Source organism: Faecalibacterium sp. An77, assembly GCF_002161315.1.
Taxonomy (GTDB): domain Bacteria; phylum Bacillota; class Clostridia; order Oscillospirales; family Ruminococcaceae; genus Faecalibacterium.
Window position 1 is genome coordinate 59,328 of record NZ_NFHK01000008.1, and the last position, 17,159, is coordinate 76,486.

Annotated in this window: 14 protein-coding genes and 2 pseudogenes; 14 read left to right on the plus strand and 2 right to left on the minus strand. The window is 63.5% G+C overall.

Going from position 1 to position 17,159, the window contains the following annotated elements:
• Positions 1-40 precede the first annotated feature (40 nt).
• Positions 41-811: an SDR family NAD(P)-dependent oxidoreductase gene (locus tag B5G28_RS04750; RefSeq protein ID WP_087246578.1), complete on the minus strand. Its 771-nt coding sequence runs from the start codon at positions 809-811 to the stop codon at positions 41-43.
• Here B5G28_RS04750 and B5G28_RS04755 point away from each other — a divergent pair.
• The 10 genes and pseudogenes from B5G28_RS04755 to B5G28_RS04795 all read left to right on the plus strand — a co-directional run bounded on the left by B5G28_RS04755 (position 792) and on the right by B5G28_RS04795 (position 10,483).
• The gene (locus B5G28_RS04755; RefSeq protein ID WP_144265475.1) at positions 792-1,946 is read left to right on the plus strand and encodes a sensor histidine kinase; all 1,155 of its coding nucleotides are present in this window, start codon (positions 792-794) and stop codon (positions 1,944-1,946) included. The two genes, B5G28_RS04750 and B5G28_RS04755, sit on opposite strands and share 20 nt — an antisense overlap.
• 195 nt (positions 1,947-2,141) lie before the next feature.
• A complete protein-coding gene (locus B5G28_RS04760; RefSeq protein WP_255396771.1) occupies positions 2,142-2,738 on the plus strand; it encodes a sugar ABC transporter permease in 597 nt (198 codons plus the stop codon).
• 14 nt (positions 2,739-2,752) lie between these two features.
• Positions 2,753-3,589, plus strand: coding sequence for a carbohydrate ABC transporter permease (locus B5G28_RS04765; RefSeq protein ID WP_087246581.1), 837 nt, complete (start codon positions 2,753-2,755; stop codon positions 3,587-3,589).
• A gap of 18 nt (positions 3,590-3,607) precedes the next feature.
• Positions 3,608-4,288 (plus strand): hypothetical protein, encoded by a 681-nt coding sequence (locus B5G28_RS04770; protein ID WP_343215540.1) that lies wholly within the window; start codon positions 3,608-3,610, stop codon positions 4,286-4,288.
• A complete protein-coding gene (locus B5G28_RS15230) occupies positions 4,252-4,566 on the plus strand; it encodes a hypothetical protein (protein ID WP_343215541.1) in 315 nt (104 codons plus the stop codon). Before B5G28_RS04770 ends, B5G28_RS15230 begins: the two co-directional genes overlap by 37 nt.
• Before the next feature lie 15 nt (positions 4,567-4,581).
• A complete protein-coding gene (locus B5G28_RS04775; protein WP_087246582.1) occupies positions 4,582-5,724 on the plus strand; it encodes a glycoside hydrolase family 88 protein in 1,143 nt (380 codons plus the stop codon).
• Positions 5,721-6,824, plus strand: a pseudogene (locus B5G28_RS14950) (MFS transporter); the annotation flags it as partial. The gene B5G28_RS04775 and the pseudogene B5G28_RS14950, both read left to right, overlap by 4 nt.
• A 190-nt stretch (positions 6,825-7,014) precedes the next feature.
• Positions 7,015-7,905 carry a heparinase II/III family protein gene (locus B5G28_RS14955; protein ID WP_144265477.1) on the plus strand — a complete coding sequence of 297 codons (891 nt, stop codon included), beginning with the start codon at positions 7,015-7,017 and terminating at the stop codon, positions 7,903-7,905.
• 31 nt (positions 7,906-7,936) lie between these two features.
• Positions 7,937-9,059: pseudogene (locus B5G28_RS04790) on the plus strand (1,3-beta-galactosyl-N-acetylhexosamine phosphorylase N-terminal domain-containing protein).
• Positions 9,041-10,483, plus strand: coding sequence for an alpha-L-fucosidase (locus tag B5G28_RS04795; protein WP_087246584.1), 1,443 nt, complete (start codon positions 9,041-9,043; stop codon positions 10,481-10,483). The pseudogene B5G28_RS04790 and the gene B5G28_RS04795 overlap by 19 nt, the downstream one beginning before the upstream one ends.
• A 306-nt stretch (positions 10,484-10,789) precedes the next feature.
• Here B5G28_RS04795 and B5G28_RS04800 read toward each other — a convergent pair whose 3' ends face one another.
• On the minus strand, positions 10,790-12,064 hold the full coding sequence (locus B5G28_RS04800; protein ID WP_204228814.1) for an MFS transporter: 1,275 nt from the start codon (positions 12,062-12,064) through the stop codon (positions 10,790-10,792).
• 238 nt (positions 12,065-12,302) lie between these two features.
• Between B5G28_RS04800 and B5G28_RS04805 the strand changes: the two genes are divergently transcribed.
• The 4 genes from B5G28_RS04805 to B5G28_RS04820 are packed head-to-tail and all read left to right on the plus strand — an operon-like array spanning position 12,303 to position 17,149.
• Positions 12,303-13,085 carry a DeoR/GlpR family DNA-binding transcription regulator gene (locus tag B5G28_RS04805; RefSeq protein WP_087246585.1) on the plus strand — a complete coding sequence of 261 codons (783 nt, stop codon included), beginning with the start codon at positions 12,303-12,305 and terminating at the stop codon, positions 13,083-13,085.
• A 20-nt stretch (positions 13,086-13,105) separates the two neighbouring features.
• The gene (locus B5G28_RS04810; RefSeq protein WP_087246586.1) at positions 13,106-14,419 is read left to right on the plus strand and encodes an ectonucleotide pyrophosphatase/phosphodiesterase; all 1,314 of its coding nucleotides are present in this window, start codon (positions 13,106-13,108) and stop codon (positions 14,417-14,419) included.
• A gap of 17 nt (positions 14,420-14,436) precedes the next feature.
• Positions 14,437-15,828: an amino acid carrier protein gene (locus tag B5G28_RS04815; protein WP_087246587.1), complete on the plus strand. Its 1,392-nt coding sequence runs from the start codon at positions 14,437-14,439 to the stop codon at positions 15,826-15,828.
• 1 nt (position 15,829) lies between these two features.
• On the plus strand, positions 15,830-17,149 hold the full coding sequence (locus B5G28_RS04820) for a D-serine ammonia-lyase (protein ID WP_087246588.1): 1,320 nt from the start codon (positions 15,830-15,832) through the stop codon (positions 17,147-17,149).
• Positions 17,150-17,159 lie beyond the last annotated feature (10 nt).

Below are 17,159 nucleotides of genomic sequence, written 5' to 3' on the forward strand. Positions count from 1 at the left end.
GCTCCCGGAGAGGGAACGGGCGGCTTGTTGTTTTGGGGGATCAAAGGCGGCGCAGACCCTCCCAGAGGGTCATGAGGGCGCCGGAGGGCAGACATTTGGCGGCGGCCCGGTGGACGGTGCAGACCGGCCCCGGGGTGGAGACCGCCCGGCCGTGCCGGCTGTCCAGAAGGGCCCGCACAGCCACCCGCCGGGCGGTGGAGGCCAGCGGGAAATGCCGCACCGCCTGGCTTTCGCCCTGACGGGCCACCGGGATGAATTCGGTGTCCCGAATCCAGTAGGGACATACCGCCGTCACCGTGATGCGGCGGGAACGCAGCTCCCGCCCCAGCGCCAGACTGTAATGGTAAAGGAAGGCCTTGGTGGCGGCGTATACATTCAGATAGGGGAAGGGCTGGAAGGCCGAGGTGGAGCAGATTTCCAGAATCCGCCCGCCTGGCCCCATGTAGGGCAGGCAAATCTGGGTGACCTCCACGGCGACCTGACAGTTCAGCTGGATCATGGCGGCGCTGTCCCGGCGGGTGACGGCCTGCCAGTCGCCCATCCGGCCAAAGCCGGCGGCGTTCACCAGGACCGCCACCTCAGGGGCGGCGGCTGCCAGCCCGGCTTCCAGGGCGTCCGCCGCGCTGGGGTCGGTCAGGTCCAGAGGCAGCACCCGCAGTGGGACAGGGCAGAGGGGGCGCAGGGCTTCCAGACGGTCCCGCCGGCGGGCGATGACCCAGATTTCGTCCAGATGTTTTTCGGTGCGGGCCAGCTGGAGGGTGAGCTCCCGCCCCAGCCCGCTGGATGCGCCGGTGACCACGGCAATCTTCATAGACAAACGCTCCTCTCTCAAGCACAAACAGGGGAAATGCGGCCGGTCTTTTGGCCCCATGATACCGCCCCGGCGGGGCCGTGTCAAGGCGGCCGCCGGCCTGCAGGAGGACTCCGCCACCGTCCGGGTGGGGGGCGTGCTGTACAATGTGGCCACCGCCGTAGGGGAATCCACCGGCTGGCGGGTCCTGCTGCTGGTGCCGGTGGAACAGATCACCGCCGTCACCTATTCGCTGTACGTCCAGATCATCGGGGTGCTGCTGGGCTGCCTGCTGGTGTTTGCCGTTTTGATTGTCTACCTCTACCGCCGGTTCATGATGCCGCTGGCCCAGCTGGAACAGGCCATGCGCCGGGTGGACGCCGGGGACCTGTACGCTCACGTCAAGCCCCATGGCCCGGCGGAAGTGGTCCAGATGATGGAGGGCTACAACGCCATGCTGGACAGCCTGCGTCTGGGCATCGAGCAGAAGATGCGGATGCAGCGCCGCCGTCAGGACCTGGAAATGCAGGTGCTGATGAGCCAGATCAACCCCCATTTCCTCTATAATACCCTGGAGTCCATCGTCTGGAAGGCAGGGGAGGCGGGCCGGCCCGATATCGGCAAACTGGCTTCCAGCCTGGGCAAACTGTACCGGCTGAGCATTTCGGGCGGCCTGTTTGTCCCCCTGCGGCAGGAGCTGGAACATGTCCAGATGTATATGAACATCCAGCGCAGCCGTTACGGCAACAAGGTGGACTATGAAGTGCGGATGCACGGCTGTGACCCCGAGCACGTGGAGGTGTTGAAGCTGATTCTCCAGCCCATTGTGGAGAACAGCCTCCTGTACGGCATGGATGGGCTGGATCATACCCTGCGCATCCGGGTGGCCGCCTGGCACCGGGGGGACAACCTGGTCCTGACGGTGACCGACAACGGCGTGGGCATGGATGCCGCCGCCCTGGAGGCTCTGCGCCAGCAGATTCTCCATGGCCGCAAGCCCCAGGCCGGGGCCAACCACCGCAGCACCGGCATCGGCCTGCACAATATCAGCGCCCGTCTGCGCCTGTACGCAGGTTCTTCCAGCTGCCTGCGGGTCCAGAGCAAGCCGGGCCTGGGCACCCGCGTGGAGCTGATTCTGCCCTGGCGCGGGTTCTGACCCGACACAAGCCGTCCCATCTGCCTCCCGGTGGCTGGGACGGCTTTTTGCGCCTTTGCGGGCAGGGCAGGGGACGCATCTGCAGAAATTGACATGGATCGGCTGTTCTTGTACTAAGTCAAAAAATGCAGACGGACTTCAATTTCTGCTTATTTTAAGAAATGGGTTTCGACTTATAATATCCTGGCCTACCTGCTGAACAAGGGCGTGTTCTGGGCCAAGGGCATCCGCTCCATGTTCTTCCTGCCCTACGTCTCCAACATGGTGGCCGTCGCCGTCGTGTTCCAGCTGATTCTGGGACCCCGCGGCCCCTTCTACCTGCTGCAGAAGTTCTTTGGGGTGGAGGACCCCATCATCCCGCTGCTGAACCAGAAATGGGCCCTGCCGGCGGTGGTGCTCATCGCCGTGTGGAAGGGCATCGGCCTGAACTTCCTGACCTATCTGGGCGCGCTGCAGAACGTGGATAAATCCCAGATCGAGGCCGCCGAGATCGACGGCGCCAACAAGTGGCAGCAGATCCGCAACGTGGTGATCCCGGCGGTGGCGCCCACCACCTTCTTCCTGACCATCAGCTCCATCATCACCAGCCTGCAGAACTTTACCGTCATCCAGTCCCTGACCGACGGCGGCCCCGGCCAGGCAACCACCGTCATGAGCCTGAACATCGTCAACACCGCTTTCGTGAAGTATGAGACCAGCTACGCCGCCGCCCAGGCCCTGGTGATGTTCGCCATCGTCATGGTCATCACCCTGATCCAGTGGCGCGGCCAGAAGAAGTGGGCTGACCAGTAAGGAGGTATCCCGCCATGCGTGCAAAGAAAGAGCATATCCTCAAGATCGTCATCACCGTCATCATGGTGCTGCTGGGTATCTGCTGCATCTATCCCTTCATCTTCATGCTGTCGTCGTCCTTCAAACCCAGCGGCGACGTCCTGTCCACCCCGCTGCAGATCATCCCCAAGAACTTCACCCTGATGAACTTCGAGACCCTGTTCAAGAACGAGTTCTATGATTTCTTCCGCTGGTTCGGCAACACCGTTGTCATGACCGGCCTGACCCTGATCCTCAAGTTTTTCATCATCACCATCACGGCCTACGGCTTCGCCAAAATCAAGTTCCCCGGCCGTGACGCCATCTTCCTGGTGCTGCTGGCCGGCCTGATGATCCCCAGCGACATCATGATCATGCCCCGGTACATCATCTTCAAGGAACTGCACATCCTGAACACCATGTGGTCCCTGATCCTGCCCGCGGCGGTGGACGTCTACTTTGTGTTCCTGCTGCGCCAGGCCTTTGTGGCGGTGCCCGAGGCCCTGAGCGAGGCCGCCCGCATCGACGGATGCAATCACTTCACCATCTATCGCCGGATCATCCTGCCCCTGTGCATGCCCCAGGTGGCCACCATGCTGCTGTTCAGCTTTGTCTGGAGCTGGAACGACTACATGAGCCCCTACCTGTACATTTCCGACATCAACAAGCAGATGATCTCGGTCGGTATCAAACTGCTGGCCTCCGGCCTGGCCCAGGACTACGGCGCCCAGATGGCCGGCGCCACCCTGGTTCTGGTGCCCGTCATCATTGCCTTCTTCCTGTGCCAGAAGTACTTCGTCGAGGGCATCACCGTCGGCGCTGTCAAGGGTTAAGTCGAGGAGTCGAGAAAAATGAAAGACCGCGCGCTTTTGCCTGAGGCCGGGCAGTTTTACAAGGCCAATCTTCACTGCCATACCGTCCTGTCGGACGGACGCTGGACCAAAGAGCAGGTGAAGGCAGAGTATCAGAAGCGGGGCTACTCGGTGGTGGCGTTCACCGACCACCGCCATTATGGCTGGCACCCTGAACTGATGGATGAGACCTTCATCCCGCTGGCGGCCTATGAGGCCGACCTGAATGAGCCGTTCCCGCCGTCGGGAGACTTTCAGCGGGTGCGGACCTATCACCTGAACTTCTACGATACCCACCCCGAGACCCGCACCGGCTTTGAGGCCCAGCAGCCGCCCCAGCGCTATGGCGACCTGGCGGCCCTGAACGAGTTCCTGGCCGGGAAGGAAGCGGAAGGCTTCCTGTGCTGCTACAACCACCCCTATTGGTCGCTGCAGAACTGGCAGGACTATAAGGATCTGGACCATGTGTTCGCCATGGAGATCTACAACCACGGCTGCGAGCTGGACGGCCTGTACGGCTATGCGCCCAGGCCTACGATGAGATGCTGCGGACCGGCCGGCGGCTGTTCTGCCTGTCCACCGACGACAACCACAACGTCTATGAGCCGGGGGACCCCCGGTGCGACGCCTTCGGCGGGTTCACCATGCTCAAGCTGCCCCGCCTGGGCTATGCCGAGGTGATCGAGGCCCTGCGGCAGGGGAACTTCTACGCCTCCACCGGCCCGGAAATCCATCACCTGGTGATCCGGAACGGCGCGCTGGAAGTGTCCTGCAGCCCGGTGGAGAAGATTTATGTGGTGACCAGCGGCCGCCGCTGCCTGATGGAACTGGCGGCCCCGGGCCAGACCCTGACCGGGGCGGCGTTCCCCCTGCGGGGCGACGAGGAGTACATCCGGGTGGAATGCCGGGATGCCTCGGGCCGCCGCGCCTATTCCAACGCCTATTGGCTGGACGACTGAGAGGAGCTTTTGAGGATGGACCGGATGGATTTCTTTGCATCGGCCCTGCGGGCTGCCGCAGAGCAGGTGAAGTGCAACATCACCCAGTTTGGGGAGGATTTCCCGCTGCCCTGCACCGAAAACGGGGTGTACCCCGTGGGCATCAATACCGACTGGACCCCCGGCCTGTTCACCGGCCAGTGCTGGCTGGCCTATGAGGCCACCGGGGACGACCGCTTCCGGGCGGCGGCCCTGCGCCAGGTGGACAGCTTTGCCCGGCGGCTGGCAGTGGGGGAGAACCTGGATCACCATGACCTGGGCTTTCTCTACACCCCCTCCTGCGTGGCCGCCTGGCAGCTGACCGGCAGCGAAACCGGCCGCCAGGCCGCCCTGGAGGCAGCCCAGCGGCTGACCAAACGGTTCCAGCCGGTGGGCCAGTTCATCCAGGCCTGGGGCCGCTGCGGCGACCCGGCGGAATACCGCCTCATCATCGACTGCCTGATGAATGTGCCTCTGCTGTGGTGGGCGGGCCGCGAGACGGGGGATGACCGCTATACCGGGATGGCCCGGGCCCATACCGCCACTGCTGCCCGGACCCTGTTCCGCCCCGATGGCTCCACCAGCCACACCTGCTATATGGACCCCGAGACCGGCGCGCCGGTGCGGGCCATGACCGCCCAGGGCTATAAGGCCGACAGCGCCTGGGCCCGGGGCCAGGCCTGGGGCATCCTGGGCATGGCGCTGGCCTACCGCTTCACCGGCGAGGCAGAGTATCTGGACCGGTTCCGGGCCTGCGCCCGGTTCTTCCTCCAGCGCCTGCCGGAGGACGGCGTACCCTATTGGGACCTGGTCTTTACCCAGGGGGAGGAGCCCCGGGATTCCTCGGCGGCCGCCATTGCGGCCTGCGGCATCTATGAGGCCCTGCCCCATCTCACCCCGGAGGAACAGGCAGAACTGGGGGAGGCGGCAGACCGCCTGCTGCTGGCTTTGGCCCGGCACTGCGCCGCCGGCGCATCCCGCCCGGGCGGCGGCGTGCTGCTCCACGGCGTCTACTGCAAGTCCAGCCCCTACAATACCGTCAAGGATTACGGCATTGACGAGGCCAACCTCTGGGGCGACTACTTCTACATGGAGGCCCTGACCCGGCGGACCCGCGGCTGGCGGCCGTATTGGGCATGAGGAAGGGGACCTTTGCCCGCCTGGAAACCAGACAGCAGGGCCGGCGCCTGTTCCTGCTCAGCTGGACGGCCTATGCGGCCGCCTATGTGGGCCGGTACAACTATTCCGCCGTCATGGCGGCCATCACCGCCGAGGGAGTTCTCAGCCTCCCGGCGGCGGGGGCCGTGTCCACCGGATATTTTGTCTGCTACGCCGTGGGGCAGGTGCTCTGCGGCCTGCTGAGCCAGAGGGTTTCGCCCTTTGGGATGATTCCGGCGGGCCTGCTGCTTTCGGCGGGGTGCAATATGGGAATGGGCATGGCTCCGGCTGGGGCCATGCCCATCTTGTGGGCGGCCAACGGCTTGTTTCAGGCCATGGTCTGGCCGCCCATCGTCCGGCTGTTCGCCGAATGTATGCCCCTGGTGCAGCAGGACCAGGCCTGCGTCTCCATCAACTCCACCACCCCGGCGGGAACCCTGGCGGCCTATGCCCTCAGCGCGGCGGCCATGGCCCTGGCCGGGTGGCGGATGGCGTTTTGGGGATGCGGCGCGGTGATGCTGGCGGCTGCGGTGCTGTGGATGCTGGGCACCCCCTCCCTGCGCCGGGCGGTTCGGTCCGGTCCGGCCGCAGCCCCCGTCCCGGCGGCGGAAAAAGAGCCCTCGGGGGTTCGGCTGCTGCCCGTCCTCGCGGGGGCCGGACTGATGGGCCTGATTCTGCCCGCCATGCTCCACGGCGGCCTCAAGGACGGGGTCACCAGCTGGGTTCCCAGCATGATCCAGAGCAATTTCGGGGTGGGCCCCGCCTTTGCGGCGGCCGTCTCAATGGCATTGCCTCTGGTGAACCTCACCGGGGCCTATGGCGCCGGCTGGCTGGACCGCTGCGTCTTCCGCAACGAGGTGAAAACCTCGGCGGCCCTGTTCGCCGGGGCGCTGGTCTGCCTGCTGGCTTTGCCGGCGGCGGTAAAATACAGCCTGCCTCTGTCGGTGGCCCTGCTGGCAGCCACCACCGCCCTGATGCTGGGCATCAATACCATGTTTATCAACGTCATGCCGGTGCGGGCGGGCCGCCGCGCAGGGGCCGCATTCCTGTCCGGCAGTCTCAATGCCATCACCTACCTGGGGGCGGCCATCGCCACATGGGGGATCGGCGCAGCGGCCCAGGGTTTTGGCTGGGGCGCCGTGCTGGCCCTGTGGGCGGTGATGGCGGGGACGGCCCTGGCCGTCTGCCTGCTGCTTGCCCGCCGCTGGGGCCGCCCTGCCGGCCGCCTGGCCCGAATGCCCCTCCCAGAAGCTGGAAGCCAGCGGCAACTATATGCTGCGCAGCGGCTGGCAGCCGGCGGATACCTTCATCCATCTGCGGGCCGGACGCCTGGGCGGCGGCCACGGCCATGGAGATTTGCTGCATCTGGATGTGTGGCATGGGGGCGAGGCGGTGCTGGTGGACCCCGGCCGCCTGACCTATGTGGACGGCCCCCGGCGCCAGGCTCTGAAGAGCCCCGCCGCCCACAATACCCTCCGGCTGGATGAAACCGACTTCACCCAGTACCGCGCCACCTGGGAGTGGGAGAACATCGCCCAGCCCCTGCCGGCCCGGGCCCATTTTGACCCGGCGGCGGATTACCTGTTCGCAGGGCATGGGGGATACCTGTCCCGGGGAGCTTTGGTGGAACGGCGTCTGGTCTTTCTCAAGCCGGACCTTCTGGTGGGGGCGGATCTCATCCGCAGCGCAGGCGGTCACCAGGCAGAAGCTTACTGCCACTTTGGACAGGGAACCCTGACCCTCAATCCGCGCAGTGTTTTCTGGAAGGGCAGCCGCACCTGTGCCCAGCTCCACTGGCTCAGCGGCCAGACGGGCTGTGCCTTTGAATCTCCCCGCGCCCCGGTGTACAACACCCTCTGCACCGGGCCGTCCCTCCGGCTGACGGCCTCCACCAGCGGCACAACGGCGCTGGTGTGGGTGCTGAGCCTGGGCGGCCCCTGCGACGCCCGGCTTGTGCCGGTGACCGACGGGGCAGGGAAGCCCATTGCCTCCCGCCTGGCCCAGGGGGTCCGGGTGGACAAAGACGGCCAGAGCCGGACGGTACTGTTCAGCTGGCAGGCAGGCCCCCACGAGGCGGGACTGCTGTGCGCCGACGGCTGCACAGGCTATGGAACGGTTCTCGCCTTTACCCCCCAGTGCCCCGAAGGGCTGTATCTGGACTGACTTGAACGACAACGGAAAGGATTATGTTATGATGGACGAAAAACGCACCGGCCGGGTCACCATACCCACCGATCTGGACGCCGTACCCGAGACCCTGACCCTGATGCAGCGCTGGGGTGCCGACGCCATCCGGGACTGTGACGGCACCGAGTTCCCCGAGGCCCTGCGCAATACCGGGGCCAAGGTGTACGCCACCTACTACACCACCCGCAAGGACAACGCATGGGCCAAGGCCAACCCCGACGAGATCCAGCAGTGCTATATCATGACCCCCTTCTTCACCGCCGCTGGAGAGGGCGCGCTGCAGATTCCCCTGATGAAAGGGATCAGCCGGGAGCTGCTGCAGGTCAACGACCGGGACGATATCGCCCGCTGGTGGGAAGTCATGGACCGCACCACCGGCCAGCCCCTGCCCGCCGGCGCATGGAGTTATGACGCGGACAAGGAAGCGGTGGTGATTTCCGCCCCCGCCGCCTATCATGAGTACACCGTCAGCTTCCTGGCCTACCTGATCTGGGACCCCGTCCATATGTACAATTCGGTCATCAACGGCTGGACCGATGTGGAGCACCAGATCCCCTTTGACGTCCGCCAGCCCAAGACCCATCAGTATACCCTGGAGCGCCTGCGCCGCTTCCTGGAGAGCCATCCCTATGTGGACGTGGTGCGGTTCACCACCTTCTTCCACCTGTTCACCCTGGTGTTCGATGAGCTGCGCCGGGAAAAATACGTGGACTGGTACGGCTATTCCGCTTCGGTCAGCCCCTATATCCTGGAACAGTTCGAGAAGGAAGTGGGCTACAAATTCCGCCCCGAGTATATCATCGACCAGGGCTACTACAATAACCAGTACCGCGTCCCCAGCAAAGAGTTCAAGGACTTCCAGGCCTTCCAGCAGCGGCCTGCCCTACAGCTTTGTGAATAACCGCGTGCTCTACCGTGCCATCCTGTGGGCCGCCCACGACGAGGAGGATCTGTGCCGCTGGTTCAGCTCCAACTACAATGTGGAAGTCCACGCCTACGTCAAGAACAACAAGTACTGCGTGGTCAACAACACCTATGAGCCCCAGGATACCACCGTTTACCGCGGGGACGGCAGCAGCTTTGACCTGCATCTGGAGGCCAACGAGATCAAATGGTACCCCATTGCATAAACATTTCGGAACAGCAGCTGCGGCGTGCGGCGTCGGTGACGCCGTCGCCCCGCCAGCTGGCCTGGCAGCAGCTGGAATTTTGCGGCTTCATCCATTTCGGCATGAATACCTTTGCCGGGCGGGAATGGGGCGATGGAACCGACAGCCCGCGGCTTTTTCACCCGGAGGACCTGGACCCGGACCAATGGGTGGCCGCCCTGAAAAGCGCCGGCATGCGGGGCCTGATCCTCACCTGCAAGCACCACGACGGCTTTTGCCTGTGGCCCAGCGCCTTCACCGAATACAGCGTGAAGAATGCGCCCTGGCGGGAGGGCCAAGGGGACGTGGTGACCATGACGGCGGAGGCCTGCCGCCGGGGCGGGCTGAAATTCGGAGTGTATCTGTCCCCCTGGGACCGCCACGACCCCCGCTATGGCACCGGCAGGCCCTACGACGACTACTACGTCCATCAGCTGACCGAGCTGTGCACCCGCTACGGGGAACTGTTCTGCGTCTGGATGGACGGAGCCTGCGGCGAGGGCCCCAACGGCAAACGGCAGGTCTACGACTGGCCCCGGTACTATGAGACGGTGCGCCGGCTCCAGCCGGGCGCAGTGCTCAGCGTGTGCGGGCCGGATGTCCGGTGGTGCGGCAACGAGGCCGGACACTGCCGCCCCAGCGAATGGAGCGTGGTGCCCGCCCAGCTGATGGATGCCGCCTATACCGCCGGCCGCTCCCAGCAGGCCGACGACGGTACTTTCTCCCGCCGGGTGGACCGGCAGGACGAGGACCTGGGCAGCCGGGAAGTCATTGCCGCGGCCGGGGAGCTGGCCTGGTACCCCGCCGAGGTGGACACCTCCATCCGGCCGGGCTGGTTCTACCACCCCGAGGAGGACAGCCAGGTGCGCACCCCCGGGGAACTGCTGGACATCTACCTGGATGCGGTGGGCGGCAATGCGGCTTTGCTGCTGAATGTGCCGCCCGCCCCCAATGGGCGGATCGCCCCTCCCGACTGTGCCGCCCTGGCTGGGCTGGGCCGGAAGATTCAGAACCTGTTTGCGCTGGAACGCACCGGCCTGGGAGAGCTCAGCGCCTCGGGCAGTGCCGAAGGCCACCTGCCTGCCTGCGCCGCCGATGGCCGCAGCGATACCTGGTGGCAGAGTGCCCCCGGCGAAGGGCAGCCCAGCCTGACTCTCACCTTTGCTCAGCCCCAGGAGATCTCCTGCGTGGTGCTGGGGGAGTACCTGCCCGCTGGCCAGCACATCGAGGCCGGTGAAATCCGGGCCGACGGCCGGACGGTGGCCGCCTTCACGGTGGTGGGCCACAAGCGGATCTGCCGCTTTGCACCGGTCCGGGCGAAACAGGTGACCGTCTGCATCACAGCGTCCCGGGCCGAGCCCGCCCTGCGCCTGCTGGCGGTGTATCGGGAACAAGAAGCCGAATAAACCCAAAACCAACGCCGGGGAACAATTTGTTCCCCGGCGTATTTGTATGCCGAAAACCCCGCAGGGCGGACGGCACAGGACGGCAGAACGCAAAAATATGCGCTGTTCGGTTTAAAAGTACGTTTTTGTGAACTCCGTCCGCTCCTCTGGGTATGCGGCGCATATCCGCCCTTTGCCTCAAAACAACAGAAAGCGGCCCGGAACAGCGTTGGCTGAACCGGGCCGCTTTCTGCTTGGACTTTGAAGGAATAAGAAATAGGAATGAGAATGGGTATAGGAATGCAGGGACTGCTAGGCGGGGCAGGGTCAGGATTTGGCCTGGCGTTCTTTTTTGACGATGCGGAAGGTGTAGCTGCTCAGCAGGAAGCCCAGCACTGCAAAGACCGCCATCATGAAAAAGACCACGCGGTAGCCGGCCAGACCGGGGATGCGGTCCAGGATGCCGCCGTAGACGGCATACATAAAGGCGCCCGGCAGATAGCCGATGAAGGAGCCCAGGGACATGGCGGCGCCGGTGATTTCGCGGGGCACCTGGACCTCGTCCATGGGGGCGAAATAGATGGCGCGCATGCTGAACACCAGAGCGCCGATGCTCAGGGTGATGCTCATGCCCACCACCACGCCCAGCTGCTGGTGGGGCAGGAAGTTAAAGACCAGCAGGACGGCCGCCGTGATGAGGAAGACAATGCGCAGATATTTGATGGCGGAATGGGTGACCTTGTCCGCCACGAAGCCGCCCACCGGACCGCCCAGCATCTTCAGGCCGTACTGGTTGATGATGCCGTATACGCCCACCAGGGTCATGGGCAGGGCGTACACTTCCTCCAGGAAGGGGATAAAGTAGGTCAGGCCGCAGTAAACGCTGTAAACCATGAAAATGTTCAGGGAGACAAGCCAAATGTTGCGGTTTTTCAGGGCGCGGACCACGCCGTCCCAGGCTGCTTTGTTTTTGCTGGTGGCTTTTCCGTCCTGTGCGGTGGGAGCGGTGTCGGGCTCCAGCAGGAAATAGGAGATCACGCCGATGACGCCGGGGACCACAGCGTAGAACAGAATCGCCATCCGCAGGCCGAAGGCGTTGCTGCCAAAGGCGGCGAACACGCCCAGGGCGCAGAAGGCCACGATGGTGTCCATCAGGCCGCGGCCGGCCTCCATGATGCCGAACATGCGGCCCTGCTCGTCCTCGTTGCCCAGCAGGCGCACCGTTTTCAGCATGGTGGGCCAGTACAGCATGTCGGCACAGACCGCCAGCAGGCAGTAGATCAGCAGAAATACCCCGTAGGAGGGGAAGGTGCTCAGCCACAGTCCGCACAGGCAGATGCCGAACAGGGACATGGGAATCATGATTTTCTTGGAGATGCGGTCGGTCAAATAGATGGACGCCAAAAAGCCAAAGGTGGAAATCAGGCCGGCCACGCTCATGGCGGTGCCGATCTGCATGTGGGTCAGCCCCATGAACTCCTGCATGGGGGCGTAGAAGGCATCTTTCAAAAAGCCCAGTTTATAAATGGTGCCGGCGCCCAGCATCAGGGTGCCAAAAGATATCCATTTCTTTTTTGTATTGGATGAGGTCATCTGTTCCATCCGTCATGTCACTCCTTACCATTGTTCTTTGCACAGAGGTGTGAACGGCTCCGCAGCGACCTCATTATATCTGCGTTTCTGTGCGATTTCAAGTGGTTCGTTGCGATTTCGTGTGAATATACAATTGAGAATGTGGATTTTTGTGCGATATTTTGGGAAGGCTTGCGTTGAACTGTGTGGGATTCTGTGTTATACTGTGGATGTGAACGGAAATTCTGCGGCAAAGGAGTCTTGAAATATGCTGGCCGAACAAAGATACAGAGAGATCATGAACCTTCTGAGCAAGGAAGGCAGTGTCAAGAGCGGGACCATCCGCCAGAAGCTGGGCGTATCGGGCGAGACCGTCCGGCGCGACCTGGAGGCCATGGAGGACCAGGGCCTGCTGCGGCGGATTCATGGCGGGGCCATCTCGCTGGAGGACTCTGCTGCCAGCTCGCCGTATACCTCTTTTAAAAAGCGCGAAACACAGAACGCCGCTTTGAAGGAAGAGGTTGCGCAGCTGGCGGCGGATTATATCCGGGAAGGGGAGGCCATTGCCCTGGATTCCGGCACCACTTCGCTGGCGCTGGCCCGGGTCATCCGTCAGAGATTTCATAACCTGACGGTGGTGACCAATTCCCTGTCTGTCCTTCAGGAGCTGGGCACCGCTCCCGGCATTACGGTGGTGGTCACCGGCGGGGTTTACCGCCCGGACGAGGATGCGTTTTCCTCCGATTTTGCCACCTTGATCTTCTCCCGACTGAACGTCGACACATTTTTCCTCACCACCTGCGGTGTATCGGTGGAGCGGGGCATTACCTATCAGCGCATGGACGAGATCGTTGTGCAGGATAAGATGATGCAGGCTGCAGATCAAACGATCATCATTGCAGACAGTTCCAAGCTGGGGTCCAACTCCATGGTGAAAATGTGTGACATCGACCGCATTCGTATGATTATCACGGATTCAAAGGCCACGCCGGAGCAGATCGAACCTTTCCAGAAAGCTGGCATACCGGTCGTGGTACCTGAAGGCACCTGACAAAGGAGTAGTGACATTTTATGAATCGTCAACGCAAGCCGAGTGTTCTTCTGGTTTCGGTGGATGCACTGAAGCCCGAGTTTGTACTGGAGCAGCAGCGCCTGGGGGTCCATCTGCCCACCATGACGCGGTATTTCCTGGAAAATGGCATGGTGACCCGCAAGGGGGTCAAGAGTGTGTTTCCCACCTTTACCTATCCCTGTCACCAGAGCATCATCACGGGAACCCGGCCTGCAACCCATGGCATTGTCAACAACGGGATGTTTGACCCCACCGGCAAACATCTGGGCGCATGGCACTGGTTTGCCAACCGGAAGGTAAAAACCCTCTGGCAGGCCGCCAAGGAGGGCGGATACTGTTCCGCCAGCGTGGCGTTCCCCACCTCGGTGGGCGCCAAGGGGGACTACATTGCCCCGGAATTCTGGTGGGACGGCAGCGAGCTGGACAGCATTTTTATTGATATGGTGTCCTGCCCCCAGGGCCTCATCAGCGAGATGGAGGCCGATATCGGCCGCTATGCCGGCGGCCTGGATCTGAGCGACGGCGGCGACGCCCAGCGCGGCGCCGCAGCCCTGTGGATGCTGCAAAACAAACTGGCTCCCCAGATCGACCAGAAGCCCTTCTTTCTGTCGGCCTACTTTGCCAGCTTTGACGAGAGCGCGCACCAGTACGGCGTCTACAGCCGGGAGGCGGCCCGCAGCCTGGAAAAGATCGACGCCATGCTGGGCCGGCTGATCGAGGAAGCCGAGCGCATCACCCAGGGCGACCTGGTGGTGTGCGTGGTGTCCGACCACGGCACCCTGGACAATCATTACAACATCAGCCCCAACGTTCTGCTGCATCAGGCCGGCCTGATTGAGCTGGACCCGGAGGGGAATGTGACCTCCTGGAAGGCCTGGAGCCAGCGTGCCGGCGGCACCGCCGAGGTGCGGATGGCGGACCCCCAGGACGAGGCAACCCGCCGGACCCTGGCGGGCATCATGAAGCGGCTGGCGGAGGACCCCGACAGCGGCATTCTGGAAGTGGTGGACCGGGAGGGCGCCCGGGCCCGCGGCGGCTTCCCCGACGCGGAATATGTGCTGGTGGCCAAAAAGGGCTATGAGCTGCGGGACGATGTGACAGGGGACTACTGCCGCACCCGCCTGACCCAGAAAGCCCAGCACGGCTACAGCGAGAATTTCCCCGAGATGCGTGCCTCCTTCATGCTGTGGGGCAAGGGCGTGCGCCCCGGCAGCGACCCGGGCGAGTTTGAGCTGATCGACATCGCACCGACCCTGGCGGCTATGATGGGCGTCTCGCTGCCGGATGCGGAGGGCGTCAACCGTCTGGCCTGAAAGGGAGGGTCTGTTCCATGCAGCAAGTCCTTACCTATCTGGAGCTGAAGATCGGTGCGCTGGCGGATGCTCTCTGGGGCAACTGGCTGCTGTTTGTGCTGGTGGGCCTGGGCATCGTCTATACCGCCATCACCGGTTTTGTTCAGCTGCGGCGGCTTCCGTTTTTGCTGCGCGGGGTCCGCAGACAGCTGCGCCGCAAGTCCCGGCATGCGGGCGGCGGCTTTACCTCCCTGCAGATTCTGTATACGGCCATAGCCAGCTGCGTGGGCAGCGGCAATATCGTGGGCGTGTCCACAGCCATCCTGGCCGGCGGGCCGGGGGCCCTGTTCTGGATGTGGGCGGCTGCCTTTTTCGGGATGGCCACCAAGTTCGGCGAGATCGTGCTGGGCATGTGCTACCGCGGCACAGACAAGGACGGCGGCATCCTGGGCGGCCCCATGTATTACATCGCCGAGGCGTTCCATAAGCCCTGGCTGGGCGCGCTGGTGGCGGTGCTGCTGTTCACCCAGAACGCCTGCGCTACCCTGATTCAATCCAATACCATTGCCAACGTGATCCAGTCGTCCTTCCATATCCCGGTCTGGACTGCGGGGATTCTGGTGGCTGTGCTGATGGTGCTGGTCATCAGCGGCGGGTTCCGCCGTCTGGTTCTGGTGGCGGAAAAGACCGTCCCCCTGATGGCCGGCCTGTATGTGGCCGGCGGCCTGGTGGTGCTGCTGGCCCATGCCCCGGAGATCCCGGCCATGTTCGCGGAGATTTTCCGCGGCGCCTTTTCGCTGCAGGCGGGGATGGGCGCCGCCGCCGGCATCACCATGCGGGAGGCCATGCGGTACGGCGTGGCCCGGGGCCTGTACTCCAATGAAGCCGGAGAAGGCTCGGCCGCCGTCATGCACGCAGGCGCCCAGGTGGACCACCCGGTGCGCCAGGGCCTGTATGGCATTGTGGAAGTGTTTGTGGACACCATGGTGATCTGCAGCACCACCGGTTTTGTGGTGCTCATCACCGGCGCATGGACCACCGGTACCGACGCGGCCAATCTGGCGGCGGAGGCCTTTGGGTCGGTGCTGCCGGGGATGCAGTATGTGGTGTCGGTCAGCCTGATCCTGTTCGCCCTCACCTCCCTGATGAGCCAGTGGTATTTTGGCCATGTGAGCCTGACCTACCTGAAAAAGCCCTCCGGGGCTGTGGTGTACCGGGTGCTGTTCCCGGTTTTGATCCTGCTGGGCAGCATGACCTCCATTGAACTGGTGTGGTCCATTCAGGACTGCGCCCTGGGTCTGCTGATTCTGCCCAATGTGGCGGCCCTGCTGTGGATGGCCCCCAGGGTGCGGGCCCTGACCAAAGAGTTTTTTGACCCCGCAAACGGATACTTGACCACCGAACATGAAGAAATAGAAGGAGCCAATTGAGATGGACGACCGTTTCCAGAAGTATATTAATGCCATTCCGGCGGTGGCGGATGCCGCCGCCCTGCGGGAGACCTTTTGGCTGAACGACCGGATGGTTCCGGCGGAGCGCCAGCAGATCACCGCAGTGACCCCCGCGCAGATCGAGGATGCGCGGGCCCGCCTGGAGCGCTTTGCGCCCTACATTGAGCGGGTCTTTCCCGAGACCGCCGAAAACCATGGCCTGATCGAGTCGGAGCTGGCCGAGATCCCCGCCATGAAGGACTACCTGAACAACCAGTTCGCCGCCCATATCACCGGCCGCCTCATGCTGAAAAAGGACAGCGACCTGCCCATCGCCGGCTCGGTCAAGGCCCGCGGCGGCATTTATGAAGTGCTGAAGCACGCCGAAGACCTGGCCTTTGAGGTCGGCATGCTCCGCCCGGAGGATGATTACAGCATCCTGGCCGAGGAGCGGTTCCGCAGCTTTTTCGGCCGCCATACCGTGCAGGTGGGCAGCACCGGCAACCTGGGCCTCAGCATCGGCATCATGAGCGCCAAGCTGGGCTTTAAGGTCATCGTCCATATGTCCGCCGACGCCAAGCAGTGGAAAAAGGACCTGCTGCGCAGCCGCGGCGTGACGGTGGTGGAGTATCAGGACGATTACTGCGCCGCCGTGGAGCAGGGCCGCAAAAATTCGGACCTGGACCCCATGAGCTACTTTGTGGACGATGAGAACTCGGTCAACCTGTTTATGGGCTATGCGGTGGCCGGCAAGCGCCTGGCCGCCCAGCTGGAAGCCCAGAACATTCCGGTGGATCAGGACCACCCCCTGTTTGTGTACATTCCCTGCGGCATCGGCGGCGCGCCGGGCGGTGTGACCTATGGCCTCAAGCAGGTGTTTGGGGACCATGTCCACTGCTTCTTCACCGAGCCCACCCAGGCCTGCTGCATGATGCTGGGGATGGCCACCGGCCTCCACGACGGCGTCTCGGTGCGGGACTTTGATATCAGCGGCAAAACCGACGCTGACGGCCTGGCCGTGGGCCGTCCCTCGGCGTTTGTGGGCCGGGTGGTGGAGCCCATGCTGTCCGGCATCGCCACCATCGACGACCACCGCCTGTATGACCTGATGCGGGCCCTGCTGGACACCGAAAACACCTTCATCGAGCCCAGTTCCTGCGCCGCTTTCGCCGCCCTGATCCGCCCGGCGGACCTGGAGACCTATATCCGCGCCCAGGGCCTGGAGGACAAGATGAGCCAGGCTACCCACATTGCATGGGCCACCGGCGGCCGGATGGTCCCCCCGGAAATGCGCGAAGAATACCTGCACACCGGCCTGTAATCACCCCAAG